We start from the raw sequence: 19,988 nt of genomic DNA, 5'->3' as shown, positions 1-19,988 counted from the left end.
ATCAGGCTGATCCGGGCGGGCGCACCATCAGCGCGCGTTCGCCCGGACTACCGGCCCAATTTGCCGAGACATTCCAGACGCGCTCGACCACCCCGGTGGCGAGCGCGTTTTCGGGTGCACCGTCAGCGGCCAGTTTGCCGCGGTCCAGCACCAGCACCCGGTCGGCATGGTTCATCGCCAGCGACAGGTCGTGCAACACCATGATCACACCGGTTCCGGCGGCGGCTGTCTGCCTCAGATAGCTGAGCAAGGCCTGCTGGTGACCGATGTCGAGCGCGGCGAGCGGTTCGTCGGCAAGGACCCAGCGCGGCTGTCCGGCCAGCACGCGGGCCAGCAAAGCGCGCGCTTTCTCACCGCCTGAAAGTGTTGAGACCGGCCTGTTCGCATGGGCTTTGAGACCGAGCGCTTCAAGCGCTGCATCAACCATCTCGGGCGCCTCGTCACCATAAGGAAGCCGGCCCAGCGAGACGAGATTGCGAACCGATACATCCCACGCCGTCTCGCCGTCTTGCGGCAAATAACCGATGTGCTGCGCCCGTTCACGCGGGAGGCGGTTCTTCAGGTCTTCCCCATCGAGCACCGCCTTGCCTGAGGCTGTCTCGATCAATCCGGCAAGCGCCGCCAGCAGGGTCGACTTGCCCGCCCCGTTCGGCCCGCAGATGGCAGTGACCTGCCCCTCCTCGAACATGACCGAAAGTGGTTCCAGCCGGCCGCGAATTCCAAGATTATCAGCGCCCAGGCTCACAGCATTCCTCCTGCATGGCCGCGGCGCATCTTGAGCAGCAGCCACAGGAAGAACGGCGCTCCGATCAGGCTCAGCGCGATCCCCAGCCGCAGCTCGGTCACCAGCGGCAGGATGCGCACCGCGCTGTCCGCCACCAGCACCAGCAGCCCCCCGGCCAGCGCGCTCGGTATGATCAGCGAAGACGGGCGGCGGTCGGTAAAGGGGCGCACCAGATGCGGCACGATCAGCCCGACGAAACCGATAATCCCGGCCACAGAGACGCCGCTGCCCACGGTCAGCCCGACGCCGGCGATCAGCCACGCTTGCAAAACGCCCGGCCGCATCCCCATCGACCGTGCGGCGGCATCGCCCAGGATCAGCGCGTCGAGGTCTTTTCGGGCCATCCAGAAGCAGGCGATCCCGGCGGCGGTCAGCGGCGCGGCAAGATAGACCTCGCGCCAGCTGCGATCGGTTAGCGCGCCCATCAGCCACGTCACGATTTCGCTCATCGCAAAGGCATTGGGGGCTAGGCTGATGGCGAGGCTCATAAACGCCCCTGCAAGGCTCGCGATCATCATGCCCGCCAATGTGAACAGGGCGATCCCGCCCGTGCGCCCCGCGATCAGCGCGAGCAGCCCCATCGCGGCGGAAGCCCCGGCAAGTGCGAACAGCGGCAGCAGCCACGCGCTGGCCGCGTAACCGAACCAGAAACTGGCGACAGCGCCCAGCGCGGCGCCGGGGGCAATGCCGAACAGACCCGGATCGGCCAGCGGATTGCGCAGATATCCCTGCATCGCCGCGCCTGCGGAACCTAGCCCAGCCCCGACGATCACCGCCAGCAATGCACGCGGCAGCCGCAGTTCAGCGATAATAACCATGGCGTTCGGCGTGGCGGAAAAATCGAGCCAGACCCGGCCTGCAAACAGCGACAGGACGAATGCTCCGGGCAGCAACAGCAGCAGCATGGCATTGGCCCGGCTCATGAAACCTCGTCCCGTATGGCCTTGAGCCTTCGCGACGCCGCGATGATCGTCGGCCCGCCGCAATACAGCATTGAGGCATCCAGACTGGCCCGGTGCACCCCGCTCAGCCGGTCGAGCGCGGGATGCGCCTGCGAACGTTCCTGCCCTGCGATCAGCAACACGCGCGGCGGGCTTACAAGCAGCTGTTCAAGCGAGAGATAATCCGCCTGCCCCATGCCCAATGCTTGGCTATGGCTGGAGAAACCGGCGCGGCGCATCAGGTCGGCGATCAACGTCCCCTCGCCCGGCACGATACCAGACGGTTGCCACAGCACTGCGGGTATTTGCCCGTCTGCATCCCCCTGCGCGTCGGCCAGCGCAGCCTCGATACGCGCAACCAATTGGTCCCCCCGCGCCGCTTGCCCGGCGATTCCGGCGAGCGAGCGGATCTGTCCCACGCTTTGTTCCACATCGGCTGCCATGCCGAAGGTTTCGACGCGAATGCCCAGATCATCCAGCGCAGTGCGAGTGGACAGCGCAAGGAAACTGCCCGCCACAACGATGTCCGGCTGGAGCGCGATGATCTCCTCCACCGTGCCGCCGGTTACCGCGAATTGCCGCGCGCGCTTCATATCCATCGAACTCGCCGCGGGATCATGGCTGTAATGCGAGATCGCCAGCAGCTGACCCGGCTCCGTAACTTCGGCAAGAATGGCATCGGTGCACGGGTTTAGGCTGACAATCGTCGGCCCGGCGTTGCCCGCGTCCCCGATGACAGGTGCCGGCTGCGCGCACGCAGCCAGCATCATGCCAAGGAAAAGCGGGGCCAGCCGCATCAGAACCGCGTCCGCGCCCCGGCAAACGCCCCGCGTCCGGGAGAGCCGTAGCCGAGCGCTGTCTGGTAATCCTGATCGAACAGGTTTTCGACCCGGCCAAACAGCTCCACCTTGTTTCCTATCGGCAAGCTCCCGCGCAAGGTGACCAGCTGGTATCCGTCGAGCCGGTTGGAATTGCCCGCATCGTCGAAACTGTCGCTCACCATGCGCACATCGCCGCCCAGCGTGAAACCCGCAATCGGCGTCAACCAGTCAGCGGAAACCGTGACGGCATGACGCGGGCGGCGGGCCAGTGCGTTGCCCTGATTGGCGCTGCCCGGCGTGCGGTTTTCGGTGTCTGTCAGCGAATATACCGCACGAACGCCGAACCGGTCGGACGGGTTTGCCCCCAGCTCCATTTCCAGGCCTTGCGCGCGCACCTTGCCGACATTGTCATACGTGCCGAAGGGCCGGTCGATACAGATCGGGTCGGCCGATCCGAAGCAGGAGGCAAACTCGATCTGGTTTTCACTGTCGCGTTTGAACAGAGTAGCCCCGGCATAAAACCGGTCGTTTCGGTCGTTCCAGGCAATGCCTAGGTCAAAGCTGGTGCTCTGTTCGGCCTCAAGAGCCTGGTTGCCGAAATCGGAAAACAGCTGGAACAATGTCGGCGCCTTGAACCCCTCGCCCACGCTGGCGCGCAGGCGGATGTCAGGCACGATTTCATAGCTCAGATCAGCGCCGAAACTGGTCGCGCCGCCGAAACGCGCATGATCATCATGCCGGACACCCAGATGGCCCGAAATACCGCCAAACTCGATCCCCAGCTGCGTGTAGGCACCGCTGATCCTTGTATCATGCCGCAGTGCATCGAAATTGGTGATGTAGCTGGTCCACTCGCTTTCCCCGCCAAAGCTTACGATCAGCGGGCCGATCGCACGCCATTCACCGCGCAGTTCGACCCGGTCCGAATGGCCGTCGCTGGTAAAGCCGGGGGCAGTGCCGAACGCCGGATTGAAATTGCGCCTATCAGTATCGGCCAGCGAATAGGCCGCTTTCAGGAACAACGGTCCGCTGTCGTAAGATACCCCTGCAAATGCCGAATATTGGCGGGTTTTCTGGAATTCGTCAGTGTCTGTCAGGATAAAGGATGGTGCCGGGGTCCCGTCAATCTCCAGATCGCCTTCGCTGTAACTGCCGCCGGCAAACAGCGAGACTGCGTAGCTTACATTGGCCCGCCCGCGTGATGCAATCGCCCATTGCTGGAAACCATCATCCTCCGTGCCGCTGGCCGCCGAAGAGAATCCCTCGGTATCGTAAAAGCTGGCGACCACGCCGAAGCTGCCCCAGTCGCCTGACACCCCGCCCGTGGCAGATGCAGAGAGCGTTTCGCGCGATCCGTATTCAGCGCTTGCGGTGACACCGTCGAGATTGCGAGTGGTTACCGCCAGCACGCCGCCGATTGCGTCAGACCCCCAGATCGTACTGTTGGAACCGCGCAGCAGGTCCATTTTTTCAACATTTTGCGACAGCAAATTGCCAAAATCATATCCGCCCGCCGGGGATGCGGGATCGGCCACGCGAACCCCGTCGACAACCACCAGCAATTGTTCTGCCTCTGCACCGCGAACACGCACACCTGTGAAACTTCCGGCCCCGCCATTGCGGCTGAAGGTTACGCCGGGCGCACGCTCCAGCACGCGGGTCAGATCAGCGCCCTGGATATCCTCGATCTCGCTGCGATTGACAATCGTAACCGCCTGCCCGGTATCTTCGATTTCCGAACGAGTGCCGGTTGCCGTGACCGTGATCACATCTTCTGCGGCGCGGCAAAAGCCCTGCACAAACGACACCGGCTGGCCATCTTCGTAGACAACCCCGCTACACCCCTCGCCGACTTCTTGGGCTGCGGCGGGCACGGCCATCGCCCAGCCAGAAGACGACAAGGAAGCGCCTATAAACAGATATTTACGCATGGTTACTCCTATCACAAGCGAAGTCGCTCATGACGGAGGAAGCGCGCGAATTCGCACTTTCCCATCTGCCCTCGGTACACCCCGCCCGCCGGCTCGAACGACCATCATCGGCAGGTCTCCTGGCTCCCGGATCGCTGCGCTGCTTCCGCCTTCCCAGCCGCGCGAGCGTGGCCAGTGGCATTGTGGAGACAGCGCTCCCCGGTCACAGTTGCGGGGGCAGCGGATGATTTGGGGACACACCCCGCACATCCTTCCCTCTTAGGCCCGCTTTACGCGCGGCAACCCATGACGTCGCGGCCCCGATACTCCGCCGCGGTCAGCCATGCAACCAGAGCTTTCATGCTGCTGACTGCTCGGTAATCAATTATTCAGCACGGCGCTTAACTGCGTCTTGCAGCCTGTACCGCTAAGGGACGGTGCGGATTGATCCGTGGCGCAGCGCCGAGCCTGTCGGTACGCGCAAAGCGCGCCGTTTGCGCAAGGTAATCCAGGAAGCCGATTGAACGATAAGCCCGCCTTTTCTGCCGAACAGCGCACCGCGCGCTTTCAGGCGCGTATGCGCAGCAAGCGCAAGCCCTTGGCCGCGCGGGCGTGGGACCGGTTGGGCGCGCTGATCGGAACCCGGCATCGCGGACGCAGGATCGCTGCGCTGGCAGCGGCCATTGGCGTGCCCGCTTTTGCTGCGCCGGTTGACTGGAGCGAACTTGGCTCACCGGAGACGGCCGCTGAATATGCCAACATCGAACCCATGCCGTTCGAACAGGGCGGCAGCAGTTTTCCCGGCTCTGCGTTTTATTACCTCGAAGACGCTCCGCGATATGTCCCCGATCTGGGTGACAAGTCGCTGGCTCTGTTCGACATGTCGGGTACAGGCGGAACGCAGGCAGCCGAACTGGCCGCATCGCGCAATGCAGGTCCGGCTGCACGCGCGTTCCTCTCTAGCGGAGCAGGTCTGAGCAAGGCCCGTGCGCTGCAATGCCTCACCAACGCGATCTATTACGAGGCCGCATCGGAAGCGATCGGCGGCCAGCGCGCCGTGGCGCAGGTGGTGCTGAACCGGGTCGCCCACCCCAGTTATCCCAACAGCGTGTGCGGCGTTGTTTTTCAGGGTTCGGAACGCAAAACCGGCTGCCAGTTCAGCTTTACGTGCGACGGTTCGATGAAGCGCACACCGGGCGCAGGTGCCTGGGCCCGGGCGCAGCGAGTGGCGCAGGATGCCTTGTCCGGATCGGTCTACAATCCGGTCGGCCTGGCAACGCACTATCACACAGTCTGGATCTATCCGTACTGGGCGCCAAGCCTCGATCATATCGGCACGATCGGCGCGCACCGTTTCTATCGCTGGAAAGGTCTCGCCGGGAAACCCAACGCGTTCACTGCCCGCTATGCCGGGGTAGAACCTGCGGCTTCGTCGCGTGCATCCAAAGCCGCGCAAGCGGCAGATGCCGGTTCCAGCGAAGCGGCTGATCCGGTCGCTCTGGCTAAGGCCTATGAACAGGCGCGGCTTAAAGCGCTCGCTGAAAACAACGCCGGGCAGCGCGCGAAAACCCCTGCACCAACCTATTCACGCGAAGTGACCCAGCGCGGCGGAGAAGCATTGTTCGAGGCGGAGAACCTGCCTGAGAGCAGCGGCATCAAACCCGAATACGCCAATAGCGGGCGCTGGATCAACGAGCCGAAATAGGGTGAGAAAAATGCGCTCTGCCAGCAGGTTAACGCCTCCGAAACCTTGATTTCGAACCAGGCTTTAGCGCCTTGGGCGTAAAGGGCTGCCAACGCCCAAGCAAACAATTCAAGGTTTCAGCCCCGATGACCGTTCACTTTGCCGCTGCCCGAACTGCCGCGTTGTCGCCCGTTGCGCGCGCATTAACCCGCCGGGATGCGGTTTCGCCTGCAAATGACAATGGTGACACCGCCGGGAGCGACCATCTGCTGCACTCTGCCTTGCGCCATTTTGCCAAGCACGGCCTTGCCGCAGCAGCCGAAGCGCGCAAGCTGGCAGAGGATGCCTTTTTCGCCGGTGACCGGGAAACCTACGAGCATTGGCTCGGCGTTTGCCGTACGCTCGACCGGCGCATGGCAGACGCGATCGCCAAACAGCAGCAATTTCTCTAATATCATTAGAATGTTAGCGCCGTTTGCGCCTCGTTAGCCGGGCGTTAACTAAACGGTGACGTGTTCTGTCTATTGCAGACGTCATGGCAACGACTGCGCTTGTAACGGGGTTCAAGAAACTCCTCAAACGTCATCGGCGTAACGATGCGCTTTCGGAGCGCGTCCGGCGTACCCTCGTGCGTACGTTGTACACCCAGCCAACCAGCCTTGCGATCGGCGCCATCAACGGGATCGTGTCTACCGCTATTGCGGCATATGTCAGCGATTCCCCCTCGATTTTTATCGCGAGCATGATCCTCAGCGTGATCGCGATAGCGCGCGTTGTTGCAGCACTCGGCCTTTCCCCCGACGACCAAGGGCGCAGCACGCGCCAGCTCGAGGTGGTCTACGAAGTCGGCGCGTTCAGCTATGCTTTCGTAATCGGCTGCGTTGCCGCCATGACGCTGGTCATGGAAGCCGGCGCGGCGGTGGAAGTCCTGATGATCGCCAACGCCATGTGTTACGGCGTGGGAATCTGCGCCCGCAATGCAGGCCGCCCTGTCATTGCACTGGGCCAGCTATTGCTTGTCGTGTTCCCGGTGTTCGTCGCAGCACTGATTATCGGGACGTTGCCGTTCCTGTTTTTGGCCCTGAACATGCTTCTGCTGATCCCGGCCATGGCTTCCATCACCATGAACGTTTTCAAGGTTTTGCGCGATTCCATCGGCTCGGCCGAAACCAGCGCAAGGCTGGCAGAGAAAATGCGCGTCCTTGCGCGCACTGACGTAGTGACCGGCCTCAGCAACCGGGCCGGGCTCAACCATGACATGGTCGAGAAGCTGATGGATGTGGCCGACGACAAGATGCTGGCGCTGTTCTGGCTGGATCTCGACCGGTTCAAGGAAGTGAACGATCTGCTCGGTCACCCGGTCGGGGACAAGGTTCTGACAGAAATCGCTGCCCGTCTGACCGAGGTGTCACCCGATGGCGCGAGCGTTTCGCGTTTCGGCGGTGATGAATTCATCGTCTTCTGCGAAGTCGCTGACCGCCGTGAAAGCGAGCGTCTGGCAAGTGAAATTCACGCGGAAATCATGCGTCCGGTTCGTATCAATGGAGAGCGGATGGAAATCCACGCTTCCATTGGCATCGCCCTGCTGCCCGACGACGGGGTCGATGCCGATACCTTGATGCAAAACGCCGATCTGGCGCTCTATCATGCCAAGGTGAACGGCCGGAAACAGACCTGTTTCTACGACAAATCGATGAGCCGCGATCTTGCCCGCCGACGCGAGCTTGAGGCTGAATTGCGGATTGCAATCCAGCGCGACGAACTGTCGATTTTCTTCCAGCCGATTGTCGATCTCGAAACTGGCCGGATCCGCACATTCGAAGCATTGATCCGCTGGTTCCACCCGCAAAAAGGCGAATTGCGCCCGGACGAATTTATCCCCGTGGCCGAGGAAACCGGCGTGATCGTCACGCTCGGCAACTGGATTACCGCGCAGGCTGCGAAAGCCGCCGCGCAGTGGCCGGATCATGTTACGGTAGCGGTCAACCTTTCGCCGCTGCAGATTAAGGCACCCGGTGCCGCACTGGGTATCATGAACGCCCTGCGCGAGGCCAAGCTCGACCCGTCACGCCTCGAGCTGGAAGTGACCGAAAGCCTGTTCCTCGACGATCACGGTGCCACGGAAAGCTTCATTGCCGAACTGTCCTCCATCGGCGTTCGTTTCGCACTGGACGACTTCGGGACCGGCTATTCCTCGCTCGGCTACATCCAGAAATACCCGTTCAGCAAGATCAAGGTCGATCGCAGCTTCGTGTCCGGCCCCGATGTCGGCAAGAAGACGGACGCGATTATCCACGCGGTGGCCGAACTCGGCTCCAAGCTGGAAATGGAGATCGTCGCCGAAGGGCTTGAGACGATCGAACAGGTCCGCTCGGTCCGCAGTGCCGGCTGTACGCTGGGTCAGGGTTACTATTTCAGCCGCGCCGTGCCCGACTATCTGGCCGCCATGCTGCTGGCTCAGGAAGACGAAGACGGACAGGCACGCCAGGCCATCGCCTGACGGGCACATTACGCCGCACCAACCACAACTTGAGCCGAGCGCCGGGAACCTTACCGGCTGCCATGAATCCATTAGTTGAACTCGGGCCGTCCCGGCTCTGCTATTGCGCGCCCAACAGCGTGTTAATGCAATTGCGAACTATTTGCAAAGATAGTTGGCAGCTCTCCGGGATTGGCGGTTGCATTCGGCTGTTCAGCGGCCTAGTTCGGCAACCGTAATGGCCGGGCGTGACTTTCCCGCGGGACGTGGGTGCGCCATCCGGTTCGGTTCTTGAACGGTCCCGCATGGATTGAAGGACTCTTCCCTTTATGGCCCGCAATAAGATTGCCCTCGTAGGCGCCGGTATGATCGGCGGCACTCTCGCCCACCTCGCAGCGATGAAGGAAATGGGCGATGTCGTCCTGTTCGACATTGCAGAGGGCATGCCTGCGGGCAAGGCGCTGGACCTTTCGCAGTCCGGCCCCGTCGAAGGCTTCGACGCAAATCTCAAGGGTACAACCGATTACGCCGACATCGCTGGCGCTGACGTAGTGATCGTTACCGCTGGCGTTCCGCGCAAGCCCGGCATGAGCCGCGACGATCTGCTCGGCATCAACCTGAAAGTGATGAAGGCCGTTGGCGAAGGCATCAAGGCGAACTGCCCCGACGCATTCGTGATCTGCATCACCAACCCGCTCGACGCGATGGTTTGGGCACTGCGCGAATTTTCCGGTCTGCCGCATAACAAGGTGGTCGGGATGGCAGGCGTGCTGGACAGCGCGCGCTTCCGTCACTTCCTCGCTGACGAATTCGGCGTGTCGATGGAAGACGTCACTGCATTCGTTCTGGGCGGCCACGGCGACACCATGGTTCCGATCCTGGAATATTCGACCGTTGCAGGCATCCCCGTGCCGGACCTCATCAAGATGGGTTGGTCCACGCAGGAAAAGATGGACGCGATTGTTGCGCGCACCCGTTCGGGCGGCGGCGAAATCGTCAAACTGCTCGGCAACGGCTCTGCCTATTACGCCCCTGCAACCAGCGCGATCCAGATGGCGGAAGCCTATCTCAAGGACAAGAAGCGCGTTCTGCCATGCGCTGCCTATCTCGAAGGCCAGTATGGTGTGGACGGCCTGTATGTCGGTGTTCCCATCGTGATCGGTGCCGGCGGCGTTGAGCGGATCGTGGAAATCGAACTGAACGACGAAGCCAAGAAGGGCTTCCAGGTCAGCGTCGATGCGGTCGAAGAACTGCTCGAAGCGTGCAAGGGGCTGGATAGCTCGCTTGCATAAGCACTTCCGCCCCGTGTTTTCTGCAGTCGCAATTGTGTTGGCATCGTTCACCGGTGCCAGTGCTGCGCTTGCAGAAGGGGCGGAAAATGTTCCGGTGGCTGCGGTAGTGCAGGCTTTTGTCGAGAACTGCGCGGACTTGGAGGCTGAGGCAAATGTCCTTTCGGCCTTGGAAGCGAACGGATGGAGCCCTGCCGACATAAAGGGGCATGACGGACTTGCTGCAATGACAAGTCTGCATTCGGATCGCGAGGGCTACGACCTCGAAGCCGGAGCATTCGCGAAACCAGCCGTTCCTCACGTCTTTACGATGGTGAGCAGAACCAAAGCTGGCGGCGCGCATGTGCTAGATTGCCATGCGGTGACTTTCGAGCCGACAGATGACTTCCGCGGCAAAGAACTCGCCGGATTGGGCGCGAAGGCGATCCCGACCAAGGTGATCGACGAACCAGGAATGCACATGGCCATTTGGGACCCCGGCCTTTTTCCAGGCCACCGCGAGACATCGATTTCTTATCTGCCAGCGACCTCTGCTTTGCGTGACCACTTGCCTACCCCTTCGCCTTACATAATGATCTTAGGCAGATCGCCCTCACGCTCTGATGGCGCTGCTGTAAATTCTGAAGAGAGAGCCGAATAAATGTCCATTCTCGTAAACAAAGACACCAAGGTCATCACCCAAGGGATGACCGGTGAAACCGGCACGTTCCACACCCAGCAAGCGCTCGATTACGGGACTAAGATGGTTGGCGGCGTGACGCCCGGCAAAGGCGGCACCACGCATATCGGCCTGCCCAACTTCAACACCGTGCGCGAAGCCGTGGCTGAAACCGGCGCGACCGCATCCTGCATCTACGTTCCGCCTCCCTTCGCAGCGGACGCAATTTGCGAAGCGATCGATGCCGAGGTTGAACTGATCATCGCCATTACCGAAGGCATTCCGGTGCTCGACATGGTCAAGGTGAAAGCAGCCCTCGAAGGCTCCAAATCGCGCCTGATCGGCCCCAACTGCCCCGGCGTTCTGACCCCTGAAGAATGTAAGATCGGCATCATGCCCGGCAAGATCTTCCAGAAGGGCAGCGTCGGCGTTGTCTCCCGCTCGGGCACGCTCACTTACGAAGCCGTGCACCAGACCACGATGGTTGGCCTGGGCCAGACCACCGCAGTCGGCATTGGCGGTGACCCCGTCAACGGCACCAACTTCATCGACGTGCTCGACCTGTTCCTGGATGACGAGGAAACCAAGTCGATGATCATGATCGGTGAAATCGGCGGCAGCGCAGAAGAAGAAGCAGCCGAATTCCTCAAGAACGAAGCAGCTAAGGGCCGCAGCAAGCCGACAGTCGGTTTCATCGCCGGCCGCACGGCGCCTCCCGGCCGCCGCATGGGCCACGCCGGTGCAATTGTATCGGGCGGCAAAGGCGGCGCGGAAGACAAGATCGCAGCAATGGAAGCTGCGGGCATTCGCGTATCCCCCTCCCCCAGCGAACTCGGCACAACGCTCGACGCGATGCTGAAAGAACTGGCCTGATTTGATGCGGGCGCTTTCTCCTCCCCGGGAGCGCCCCATCACCTGAATTTTCATGCCGGAACTTCCGGCGGCAAAGGTGACCCCAATGGGTAACGAAAACCACGATTTCTCTCCCGGTGATCCGGCAACCGAACCGCAGGCGGGCCCATCTTGGGGCAACCCGTCATGGCTCGACACGATGGCCGGATCTGACGAGGATCTGACGCAGGCGCTCGATCCCACGCAGATGAAAATCGTGGTTGAAAAGGCCGCAGCAAAAGCGGGCAAATCGACCGACCCCAAGGCGGTCGAGGAAGCTGCCGGAGACTCCATCCGGGCGATGCTCTTGGTGCGGCTGTACCGTGTGCGCGGCCACCTTGCGGCGAACCTGGACCCGCTGGGCCTCAGCCACCGCGACACGCCCGAAGACCTGACGCTGGAATGGCACGGGTTCGCCGGGCAGGAAGACAAGGAAGTCTATGTCGGCGGCGTCTTCGGTTACGAATGGGTCAAGGTCGGCGTCCTTTATGACGTGTTGCGGCGGACCTATTGCGGCAATGTCGGCCTTGAATACATGCACATCACCGACACTGAAGAGCGGCGGTTTCTGCAGGACAAGTTCGAAAGCCCCGAAGACACGATCCAGTTCACGCCGGAAGGCAAGAAAGCGATTCTGGCATCAGTGATCCGGGGCGAGGAATACGAAAACTTCCTCGGCAAGAAATATGTCGGCACCAAGCGCTTCGGCCTCGATGGCGGCGAAAGCATGATCCCGGCACTGGAAGCCGTGATCAAGCATGGCGGCAGTGCCGGCGTGCGCGAGATCATTTACGGCATGGCCCACCGTGGCCGCTTGAACGTTCTCGCGAACGTGATGGGCAAACCGTACAAGGTGATCTTCCATGAATTTTCCGGCGGCAGTGCGACGCCTGACGAAGTCGGCGGTTCGGGTGATGTGAAGTATCACCTCGGCACCAGCACCGACCGCGCGTTCGATGGCATCGATGTGCATATGTCGCTGGTCCCCAACCCTTCGCATCTGGAGGCGGTCGACCCGGTCGTTTTGGGCAAGACCCGCGCGCAGCAGGCGATCCGCGATGACCTTGCGGCACACGCCGAAGTGTTGCCCGTCCTTATCCACGGCGATGCTGCCTTTGCCGGCCAGGGTATCGTGTGGGAATGCCTCGGCTTTTCCGGCGTCAATGGTTACAACACCGGCGGCTGTCTGCATTTCGTGATCAACAACCAGATCGGTTTCACAACCAGCCCGAAATTCGCGCGCAGTTCACCCTACCCGTCCGACGTTGCAAAGGGCGTTCAGGCACCCATCCTGCACGTCAACGGCGACGATCCAGAGGCAGTGACTTTCGCATGCAAGCTGGCGGTCGAATATCGCCAGACCTTCAAACGCGATATCGTGATCGACATGTGGTGCTATCGCCGGTTTGGCCACAACGAAGGTGACGAACCGAAATTCACCCAGCCGCTGATGTATGACGCGATCCGTTCGCACCGCAAAGTCAGCCAGATCTATTCCGACAAGCTGATCGGCGAAGGTGTAATCGAAGAAGGCACGGATACGCAGCTGCGCAAGGAATTCGAAAGCCTGCTGCAGGACGAATTCGACGCTGCGAAGACTTACGAGCCCAACCAGGCCGACTGGTTCGGCGGACGCTGGGCCGGTCTGAACAAACCCGCCGATCCGGAAAACGCGCGCCGCAACGTGGAAACCGCGATCGACAAGAAGCTGTTCGACAGTCTGGGCCGCACGCTGACCACCGTTCCGGGCGATCACGAGATCCACAAGACACTCGGCCGCGTACTCAAGGCGAAGGCCGATATGTTCGAAACCGGCGAAGGGTTCGACTGGGCCACCGGCGAAGCGCTCGCATTCGGCAGCCTCGTGACCGAAGGCTTCGGTGTCCGCCTCTCCGGCCAGGATTCGGGCCGCGGTACCTTCAGCCAGCGTCACGCCGTCTGGATCGACCAGAACAGCGAGGAGAAATACATCCCGCTGTGCCAGCTGCCGCACGGCAAGTTCGAGGTTTATGACAGCCCGCTGTCGGAATACGGCGTGCTCGGTTTCGAATATGGCTTTGCCATGGCCGACCCCAAGACACTGGTTCTGTGGGAGGCACAGTTCGGCGATTTCGCCAACGGCGCGCAAATCATGATCGACCAGTTCATTGCCAGCGGCGAGGCCAAATGGCTGCGTGCCAATGGCCTCGTGATGCTGCTCCCGCACGGATATGAAGGCCAGGGGCCGGAACATTCATCCGCAAGGCTTGAACGCTTCCTGCAGCTGTGTGCGAACGACAATATCCAGGTCTGCAACATCACCACCCCGGCGAACTATTTCCACGTTCTTCGCCGCCAGATGCTGCGCCCGTTCCGCAAGCCGATGGTCATCATGACCCCCAAAAGCCTGCTCCGTCATCCGATGGCGAAAAGCAGTGCCGATGAATTCATGGGCGAACATCACTTCATGCGGATCAAGTCGGATACGGCCGAAATCCCGGATGAGAAAATCCGCCGGCTCGTGCTGTGTTCGGGCAAGGTTGCCTACGACCTGATCGAGAAGCGCGACAAGCACGGTGTTGAAGATGTTTCGATCGTGCGTATCGAACAGCTCTATCCTTTCCCCGGCGAACCCCTCGCGGTTCGGCTGAAGCGGATGACGAACCTCAAGGAAATAGTCTGGTGTCAGGAAGAGCCGAAAAATAACGGCGCGTGGTTCTTCGTTGATCGCCTGATCGAGGAAGCCGCGCAGTCTGCCGGCAAGAACCTGCGGCCGATCTATGCTGGACGCGAAGTCGCGGCATCGCCTGCCACCGGCCTCGCCAAACGTCACGAGGCGCAGCAGGACGCGTTGACCAGCCTCGCTCTGGATCTCGCCAATGTCGGCGAAACAGCGAAAGTTACAATTTCACGCCCCAACAAATCGAAGAAGGGCTGAGGAAAACAAACATGGCTACTGAAATCAAAGTCCCCACTCTCGGCGAATCCGTCACCGAAGGTACCATCGGCGAATGGCTGAAACAGCCCGGCGACGCGGTTGCCGTGGATGAACCAATCGCCAGCCTGGAAACCGACAAGGTCGCGATCGAAGTCCCCTCCCCGATTGCCGGCGTGATGCAGGAACTGAAAGCTGAAGTCGGCGATACCGTCGAAGTCGGCGCAGTTATTGCGATTGTGACCGCTGGCGCTGCCCCTGCGGCGAAAGGCGAGGAAGCCGGGCGCAAAGAACAGCAAGCCGACGAAGGCAAGGAAGAGCGCAGCGACGCGGCGTCCAGCGATTCCTCGCAGACCCTTTCGCCTGCGGTCCGCCGCGCGGTTCTGGAACACGGGATTGACCCCTCCACCGTCAAGGGCACCGGCAAGGATGGCCGCCTGACCAAGGAAGACGTGATCGCCGCTGCGAAGGCCAAGGGCGATACTCCGGCCCCAGCGGCCAGCACTGCCAGCGAAGCCCCCGCACCCGCGCAGGCCGGTGCTCGCGGCACTGAGCGCGTCAAAATGACACGCCTGCGCCAGACCATCGCGAAACGTCTGAAAAGCGCGCAGGATACAGCCGCGCTGCTGACCACATTTAACGATGTGGACATGACCGCTGTCATCGAGGCGCGGACGAAGTACAAGGATCTGTTCGCCAAGAAGCACGACATCAAGCTTGGCTTTATGGGCTTCTTCGCCAAGGCCGCGCATCTCGCGCTGAAGGATGTTCCATCGGTCAACGCGCAGATCGACGGCGATGAAATCGTCTATCACGACTATGTCGATATCTCGGTCGCAGTCAGCGCGCCGAATGGTCTCGTCGTTCCTGTCGTTCGCGATGTCGACAAGAAGGGCTTCGCCCAGATCGAGAAAGACATTGCTGATTTCGGCAAGCGCGCACGCGACGGCTCGTTGACGATGGACGACATGTCGGGCGGCACCTTCACCATTTCCAATGGCGGCGTCTTTGGCTCGCTGATGTCGACACCGATCATCAACCCGCCGCAAAGCGCCGTTCTCGGCCTTCACCGCATCGAAGACCGCCCTGTGGTGGTGGGCGGCGAAGTGGTCGTGCGCCCGATGATGTACATCGCTCTCAGCTATGACCACCGCCTGATTGACGGGCGTGAAGCTGTGACCGCACTCAAGATTATCAAGGAAGCGATCGAAGATCCGACACGGATGCTGATCGATCTCTGAGGAAAGAATTATGGCTGAATACGATTACGATTGTCTGATTATCGGCGCCGGTCCCGGCGGCTATGTCGCCGCCATTCGCGCGGCGCAGCTTGGCCTGAAGACTGCTTGCGTGGAAAGCCGCGAGACTCTGGGCGGCACGTGCCTAAATGTCGGGTGCATTCCGTCCAAGGCGATGCTGCACGGATCCGAACTGTTCGAGGAAGCGACCGGCGGGCATTTTGCAACTTGGGGCATCGAAGCGACAGCCAAGCTGGATCTGGGCGCGATGCAGGCCGAGAAAACCAAGGCAGTCGGTGAACTGACCGGCGGTATCGAATTCCTGTTCAAGAAGAACAAGGTTACCTGGATCAAGGGCCATGCGACCTTCAAGGATGCGCATTCGGTTACCGTTGGCGGCGAAACCGTCACTGCCAAGGACATCATCATCGCCACCGGTTCCAGCGTTACCCCGCTGCCCGGTGTCGAGGTAGACAATGACAAGGGCCGGATCGTCGATTCGACCGGCGCTCTCGAATTTTCCGAAGTTCCCGAACATCTCGTCGTCATCGGCGGCGGCGTGATCGGTCTCGAGCTCGGTTCTGTATGGCGGCGCCTCGGCGCGAAGGTGACCGTGGTCGAATATCTCGACATGCTGCTGCCGGGCATGGACAAGGACATGCGCAAGGAAGCGGGCAAGATCTTCAAGAAACAGGGCATGGACCTGAAACTGAAGAGCAAGGTCACCGGCGCTACCGTCAAGGGCAAGAAAGTCACCCTGACTGTCGAGCCAGCCGCTGGCGGAGACGCAGAAACCATCGACGCGAGCCATGTGCTGGTATCGATCGGCCGCCGTCCCAACACCGACAAACTGGGCCTCGACGCGATTGGTCTTGAAACCAACAAACGCGGGCAGATCGAAACGGACCACGATTTCCGCACCAAGGTCGACGGCGTTTGGGCAATCGGTGACGTAATCCCCGGCCCGATGCTGGCGCATAAGGCCGAAGACGAAGGCATCGCCTGCGCTGAAAATGTTGCCGGACAAACCGGTATCGTGAACCACGCGGTCATTCCCGGCGTAGTCTATACGATGCCGGAATTCGCTGATGTCGGAATGACTGAAGAAGAGGCGAAGGAAGCTGGCCACACGGTCAAGGTCGGGAAATTCCCGATGATGGCCAACAGCCGGGCGAAGGCGAACCGCGACACCGACGGTTTTGTGAAAGTCGTTGCCGATGCGGAAACCGACCGCGTTCTGGGCGTGCACATCGTTGCCAGCCTAGCCGGAACAATGATCGCGCAGGCTGCGCAGGCGATGGAATTCGGCGCCACGTCGGAAGACATTGCTTACACTTGCCACGCCCACCCGACCCACGCCGAAGCCTTGAAAGAGGCGGCGATGGCGGTCACCGGCAAGCCGATCCACATTTAAGGCACAGGATATGCAAGCAAGGCCAGGACACCGCATTCCGGCCTTGCTTGCGCTCCTCCTGCCGGTGGGTGCCGGGCTGATCTATCTGGCGATTGCCGGAGCTCCGCAAACCTACATCATCACGAACAGCGTTGCGCTCATCATGGGCGGCATCTGGATAATGGTGGGGCGCGCTCCAGCAGGGTCCAGACTGCGCCGAATTCTCATTTGCGCTCTGCTATTCGCGCTGTTCATACCTTTGATCAGCGGCCCCTATGTGAACGGGATTGCGCGCTGGCTTCCAGCCGGTCCGTTTACGCTCAACGCTGGCGCACTGCTGTTTCCGGCGATCGCCGTGCTTGCCGCGCAGGACGATGATTTTGCCCCGCCCATGCTTCTGGCGGCCCTGCTGGCAGCAATGCTGCAACCCGATGCTGCATTGGGTTTTGCCGTCGTCTTTGCCGCGGTTGGCCTGCACGATGCCGCACGTGACTGGCGCATTGGCGTGACCTGCATCATCGGTTTCCTCGCCAGCATCGTCATGGCCCTGCGCGGCGAATTGCCGCCGCAACCCTTTGTCGAAAGGGTGCTGGTAACCCTGGCGCAGACGGGATCCCTGATTGCCCTGCTTCTGTTTGCGGCCTTGCTGGCAAGTTTCTGCCTGATGCTGTTTGCATTACCCCAGGACCGGCGCAGCAGAGCCGCACTGGCGGGATCCCTGTTCGGCTTTTCGATCATGTCCGTGCTGTCCCATTACCCGAGCGTACTCATCGGATACGGTGCCGCGCCCATCCTGGGATATGCGTTGGCACTTGGGCTTATCCCTCGCATCGGGGATGCCGCTCGAGCCAACTGACTCAGCCTCTCAATTTCCCCGCTTTGCGCGCAAGGCAAGTCGTGCCACGATGGCGCGACAAATGGGGAGAGGACCATGGCATACCCGAAATTGACACAGGAACCCGGCGCTCTTGAACTCGCAGCGATGATCGCACGATCCGAATTGTCGCCGCTCGAAGCGGTCGACGCAGCCATATCGCGGATCGAAAAGCTGGACGAAGCGATCAATGCCGTTCCGGTGCGTGATTTCGACCGCGCGCGAGAAACAGCGAAATCTCTGTCGGGCAGCTCGCCCGGCAACGCGCAGCCTCTGTTCGGCGTACCCATGACGATCAAGGAGAGTTTCGACGTTGCCGGCTTGCCAACGACCTGGGGCCATGAACAATTCGCGGGCAACATTGCGAAGCGCGATGCAAAGGTCGTCACGCAGCTCAAATCGGCTGGTGCAATCCTGCTCGGCAAAAGCAACGTCCCGCCGGACCTGTCGGATTGGCAGTCAAACAACCCGGTCTATGGCCGTGCACGCAATCCGCATGACACCGCGCGCAGCCCGGGTGGATCCTCTGGCGGAGCCGCAGCAGCGGTCGCAGCCGGGATGGTGCCGTGCGAATATGGGACGGACATTGGCGGATCGGTTCGCGTGCCTGCACATTTCTGCGGTGTGTGGGGCCACAAATCTAGCTGGGGCCTGATCAGCAAGCAGGGGCACGACCACCCGGCAATGGCGGGAAAGGATGCCCATGATGGAGTCCTTTCCATTGCCGGGCCAATCGCCCGCAACGCTGGCGATCTGGACGCGCTGCTTCGTCTGACAGCGACGCTGCCGCTGAAAGAGAGCGGCAAAAGCCTCATGGAATGCCGTTTTCTGCTTGTGGCGGATCAGGACGTAAGTCCGGTCGATGCGTCCGTACGCGGCCCGATGATGGAAGCGGTCGCCGAACTGCGCCGCGCCGGTGCTCAGATCGACGAGGTCAGCGCCCTGCTGCCCGATCTGTCCGCCCAGCATCGCAGCTATATGAAAATGCTCGGCATCGCCATGGCGCGCGGCGCGCCCGGACCCGACGGAAAACGCGCATCCGCCACCGACTGGTTCGATTTGCTCGATGCACAGGCTCAAGCTGAAATTGCTTGGGCAAATCTGTTTGCCGAATATGATTTCGTTATCGCCCCGCCCGCGCCAATTGTCGCGTTCGAACATGACGACACACCGGTCAGGGACCGCAAAGTCACTATCAATGGGAAGACCCGCGACTTTGCCGAGGTGTTCGCATGGGCCGGGATTTCTACGTTCCCGAACCTCCCCAGCACGGTTCTGCCGGTTGGCGAGAGTGCCGGCTTGCCCAGCGGGGTACAAGTGATCGGTCCGCGCTGGTCCGATCTGGACTGCATTGCTACGGCGCGTGCCATTGGTGAAATACTTCACCGCTAGGCACCGCAATGGGGAATCGCATGGCACGCAAAAGCTGGATGCAGCGGTTTGCAAAATGGCACATCTGGCTTGGCTGGCTGGTCGGTGTGCCAATCCTGATGTGGACGCTGACCGGCCTGTTCATGGTCGCGAAGCCGATCGATGAAGTGCGCGGCAATCACTTGCGCCAGCCTGTGGCGGAACAGGCGCTTCCCGCAGACATCAATATCGCGGTTTCACTACCTGATGATCCGGAACGCCCCGTCAAATCCGTCCGGACCATGATGTCACGCGGACAGCCGGTCACGATCATCGAATACATGGATGGCACTTCACAGCGCTACGGACCGGGCGGAACGCTGATAACTGCGGTAACCGAAATCGAAGCCCGGGCGATTGCCGAAGAACAGATCATCGGCGGCGAAAAAATCGTTAGCTCAACCCTGTTCCCTGCCGATCAGGTGCCATTCGATTTTCGCCGGCCGATGCCTGCCTGGCAAATCGTGCTGGAAGATGGAACACACGTCTACATCAGCGAGCAAACCGGCGAAATCGCAGCGGTTCGCACGCGCTGGTGGCGGGTGTTTGATTTCATGTGGGGCCTTCACATCATGGACCTGAAAACACGCGAGGACACCTCGCACCCAATCCTGATCCTGTTTGCCTTGCTCGGAGTAATCGGCGCACTGCTGGGGTGCGTCCTGATGTTTCGCCGCCGCAAGGCCGGGGTGAAAGCCTGAC

16 protein-coding genes and 1 riboswitch are annotated in these 19,988 nt (G+C 61.1%); of the genes, 12 read left to right on the top strand and 4 right to left on the bottom strand.

Annotated features, from left to right (window positions below; genetic code table 11):
* Position 1 precedes the first annotated feature (1 nt).
* Genes GRI43_RS02655 through GRI43_RS02640 form a run of 4 tightly spaced genes read right to left on the bottom strand, consistent with a single transcriptional unit; the run spans position 2 to position 4,477 of the window.
* Positions 2 to 745, bottom strand: coding sequence for an ATP-binding cassette domain-containing protein (locus GRI43_RS02655; RefSeq protein ID WP_160729545.1), 744 nt, complete (start codon positions 743 to 745; stop codon positions 2 to 4).
* A complete protein-coding gene (locus GRI43_RS02650) occupies positions 742 to 1,707 on the bottom strand; it encodes a FecCD family ABC transporter permease (RefSeq protein WP_160729544.1) in 966 nt (321 codons plus the stop codon). Before GRI43_RS02650 ends, GRI43_RS02655 begins: the two co-directional genes overlap by 4 nt.
* Positions 1,704 to 2,522: an ABC transporter substrate-binding protein gene (locus GRI43_RS02645; RefSeq protein ID WP_235903581.1), complete on the bottom strand. Its 819-nt coding sequence runs from the start codon at positions 2,520 to 2,522 to the stop codon at positions 1,704 to 1,706. Before GRI43_RS02645 ends, GRI43_RS02650 begins: the two co-directional genes overlap by 4 nt.
* Complete coding sequence (locus tag GRI43_RS02640; RefSeq protein WP_160729543.1) at positions 2,522 to 4,477, bottom strand: TonB-dependent receptor plug domain-containing protein; 1,956 nt, start codon at positions 4,475 to 4,477, stop codon at positions 2,522 to 2,524. Before GRI43_RS02640 ends, GRI43_RS02645 begins: the two co-directional genes overlap by 1 nt.
* Positions 4,478 to 4,569: 92 nt before the next feature.
* A riboswitch (cobalamin riboswitch) is annotated at positions 4,570 to 4,779 on the bottom strand.
* A gap of 197 nt (positions 4,780 to 4,976) precedes the next feature.
* Between GRI43_RS02640 and GRI43_RS02635 the strand changes: the two genes are divergently transcribed.
* The 12 genes from GRI43_RS02635 (at position 4,977) to GRI43_RS02580 (ending at position 19,987) form a co-directional block, all read left to right on the top strand.
* Entirely contained in the window at positions 4,977 to 6,161 is a 1,185-nt protein-coding gene (locus GRI43_RS02635) for a cell wall hydrolase (protein ID WP_235903580.1), read from the top strand.
* A gap of 125 nt (positions 6,162 to 6,286) precedes the next feature.
* Complete coding sequence (locus GRI43_RS02630) at positions 6,287 to 6,592, top strand: hypothetical protein (RefSeq protein WP_160729542.1); 306 nt, start codon at positions 6,287 to 6,289, stop codon at positions 6,590 to 6,592.
* A gap of 83 nt (positions 6,593 to 6,675) precedes the next feature.
* A complete protein-coding gene (locus GRI43_RS02625; protein WP_160729541.1) occupies positions 6,676 to 8,640 on the top strand; it encodes a putative bifunctional diguanylate cyclase/phosphodiesterase in 1,965 nt (654 codons plus the stop codon).
* Positions 8,641 to 8,948: 308 nt separating this feature from the next.
* Positions 8,949 to 9,911: a malate dehydrogenase gene (gene mdh, locus GRI43_RS02620; RefSeq protein ID WP_160729540.1), complete on the top strand. Its 963-nt coding sequence runs from the start codon at positions 8,949 to 8,951 to the stop codon at positions 9,909 to 9,911.
* Positions 9,912 to 9,924: 13 nt separating this feature from the next.
* On the top strand, positions 9,925 to 10,548 hold the full coding sequence (locus GRI43_RS02615; protein WP_160729539.1) for a hypothetical protein: 624 nt from the start codon (positions 9,925 to 9,927) through the stop codon (positions 10,546 to 10,548).
* Positions 10,549 to 11,439 (top strand): succinate--CoA ligase subunit alpha, encoded by an 891-nt coding sequence (gene sucD, locus GRI43_RS02610; protein WP_160729538.1) that lies wholly within the window; start codon positions 10,549 to 10,551, stop codon positions 11,437 to 11,439.
* An 85-nt stretch (positions 11,440 to 11,524) separates the two neighbouring features.
* Positions 11,525 to 14,374 carry a 2-oxoglutarate dehydrogenase E1 component gene (locus GRI43_RS02605; protein WP_160729537.1) on the top strand — a complete coding sequence of 950 codons (2,850 nt, stop codon included), beginning with the start codon at positions 11,525 to 11,527 and terminating at the stop codon, positions 14,372 to 14,374.
* A gap of 11 nt (positions 14,375 to 14,385) precedes the next feature.
* Positions 14,386 to 15,612 (top strand): 2-oxoglutarate dehydrogenase complex dihydrolipoyllysine-residue succinyltransferase, encoded by a 1,227-nt coding sequence (odhB, locus tag GRI43_RS02600; RefSeq protein ID WP_160729536.1) that lies wholly within the window; start codon positions 14,386 to 14,388, stop codon positions 15,610 to 15,612.
* A gap of 10 nt (positions 15,613 to 15,622) precedes the next feature.
* A complete protein-coding gene (lpdA, locus tag GRI43_RS02595; protein WP_160729535.1) occupies positions 15,623 to 17,023 on the top strand; it encodes a dihydrolipoyl dehydrogenase in 1,401 nt (466 codons plus the stop codon).
* 10 nt (positions 17,024 to 17,033) lie between these two features.
* Positions 17,034 to 17,858: a hypothetical protein gene (locus tag GRI43_RS02590; protein WP_160729534.1), complete on the top strand. Its 825-nt coding sequence runs from the start codon at positions 17,034 to 17,036 to the stop codon at positions 17,856 to 17,858.
* A gap of 75 nt (positions 17,859 to 17,933) precedes the next feature.
* Positions 17,934 to 19,268, top strand: a complete 1,335-nt coding sequence (locus GRI43_RS02585) for an amidase family protein (protein ID WP_160729533.1) — start codon at positions 17,934 to 17,936, stop codon at positions 19,266 to 19,268.
* A gap of 20 nt (positions 19,269 to 19,288) precedes the next feature.
* A complete protein-coding gene (locus tag GRI43_RS02580) occupies positions 19,289 to 19,987 on the top strand; it encodes a PepSY domain-containing protein (RefSeq protein WP_160729532.1) in 699 nt (232 codons plus the stop codon).
* Position 19,988 lies beyond the last annotated feature (1 nt).

It is taken from the genome of Pontixanthobacter luteolus, from assembly GCF_009828095.1.
In the GTDB taxonomy this organism is placed as follows: Bacteria; Pseudomonadota; Alphaproteobacteria; order Sphingomonadales; family Sphingomonadaceae; genus Pontixanthobacter; species Pontixanthobacter luteolus.
Note: the sequence above shows the minus strand (reverse complement) of the source record. Positions and strands in the feature narration are given on the sequence as shown.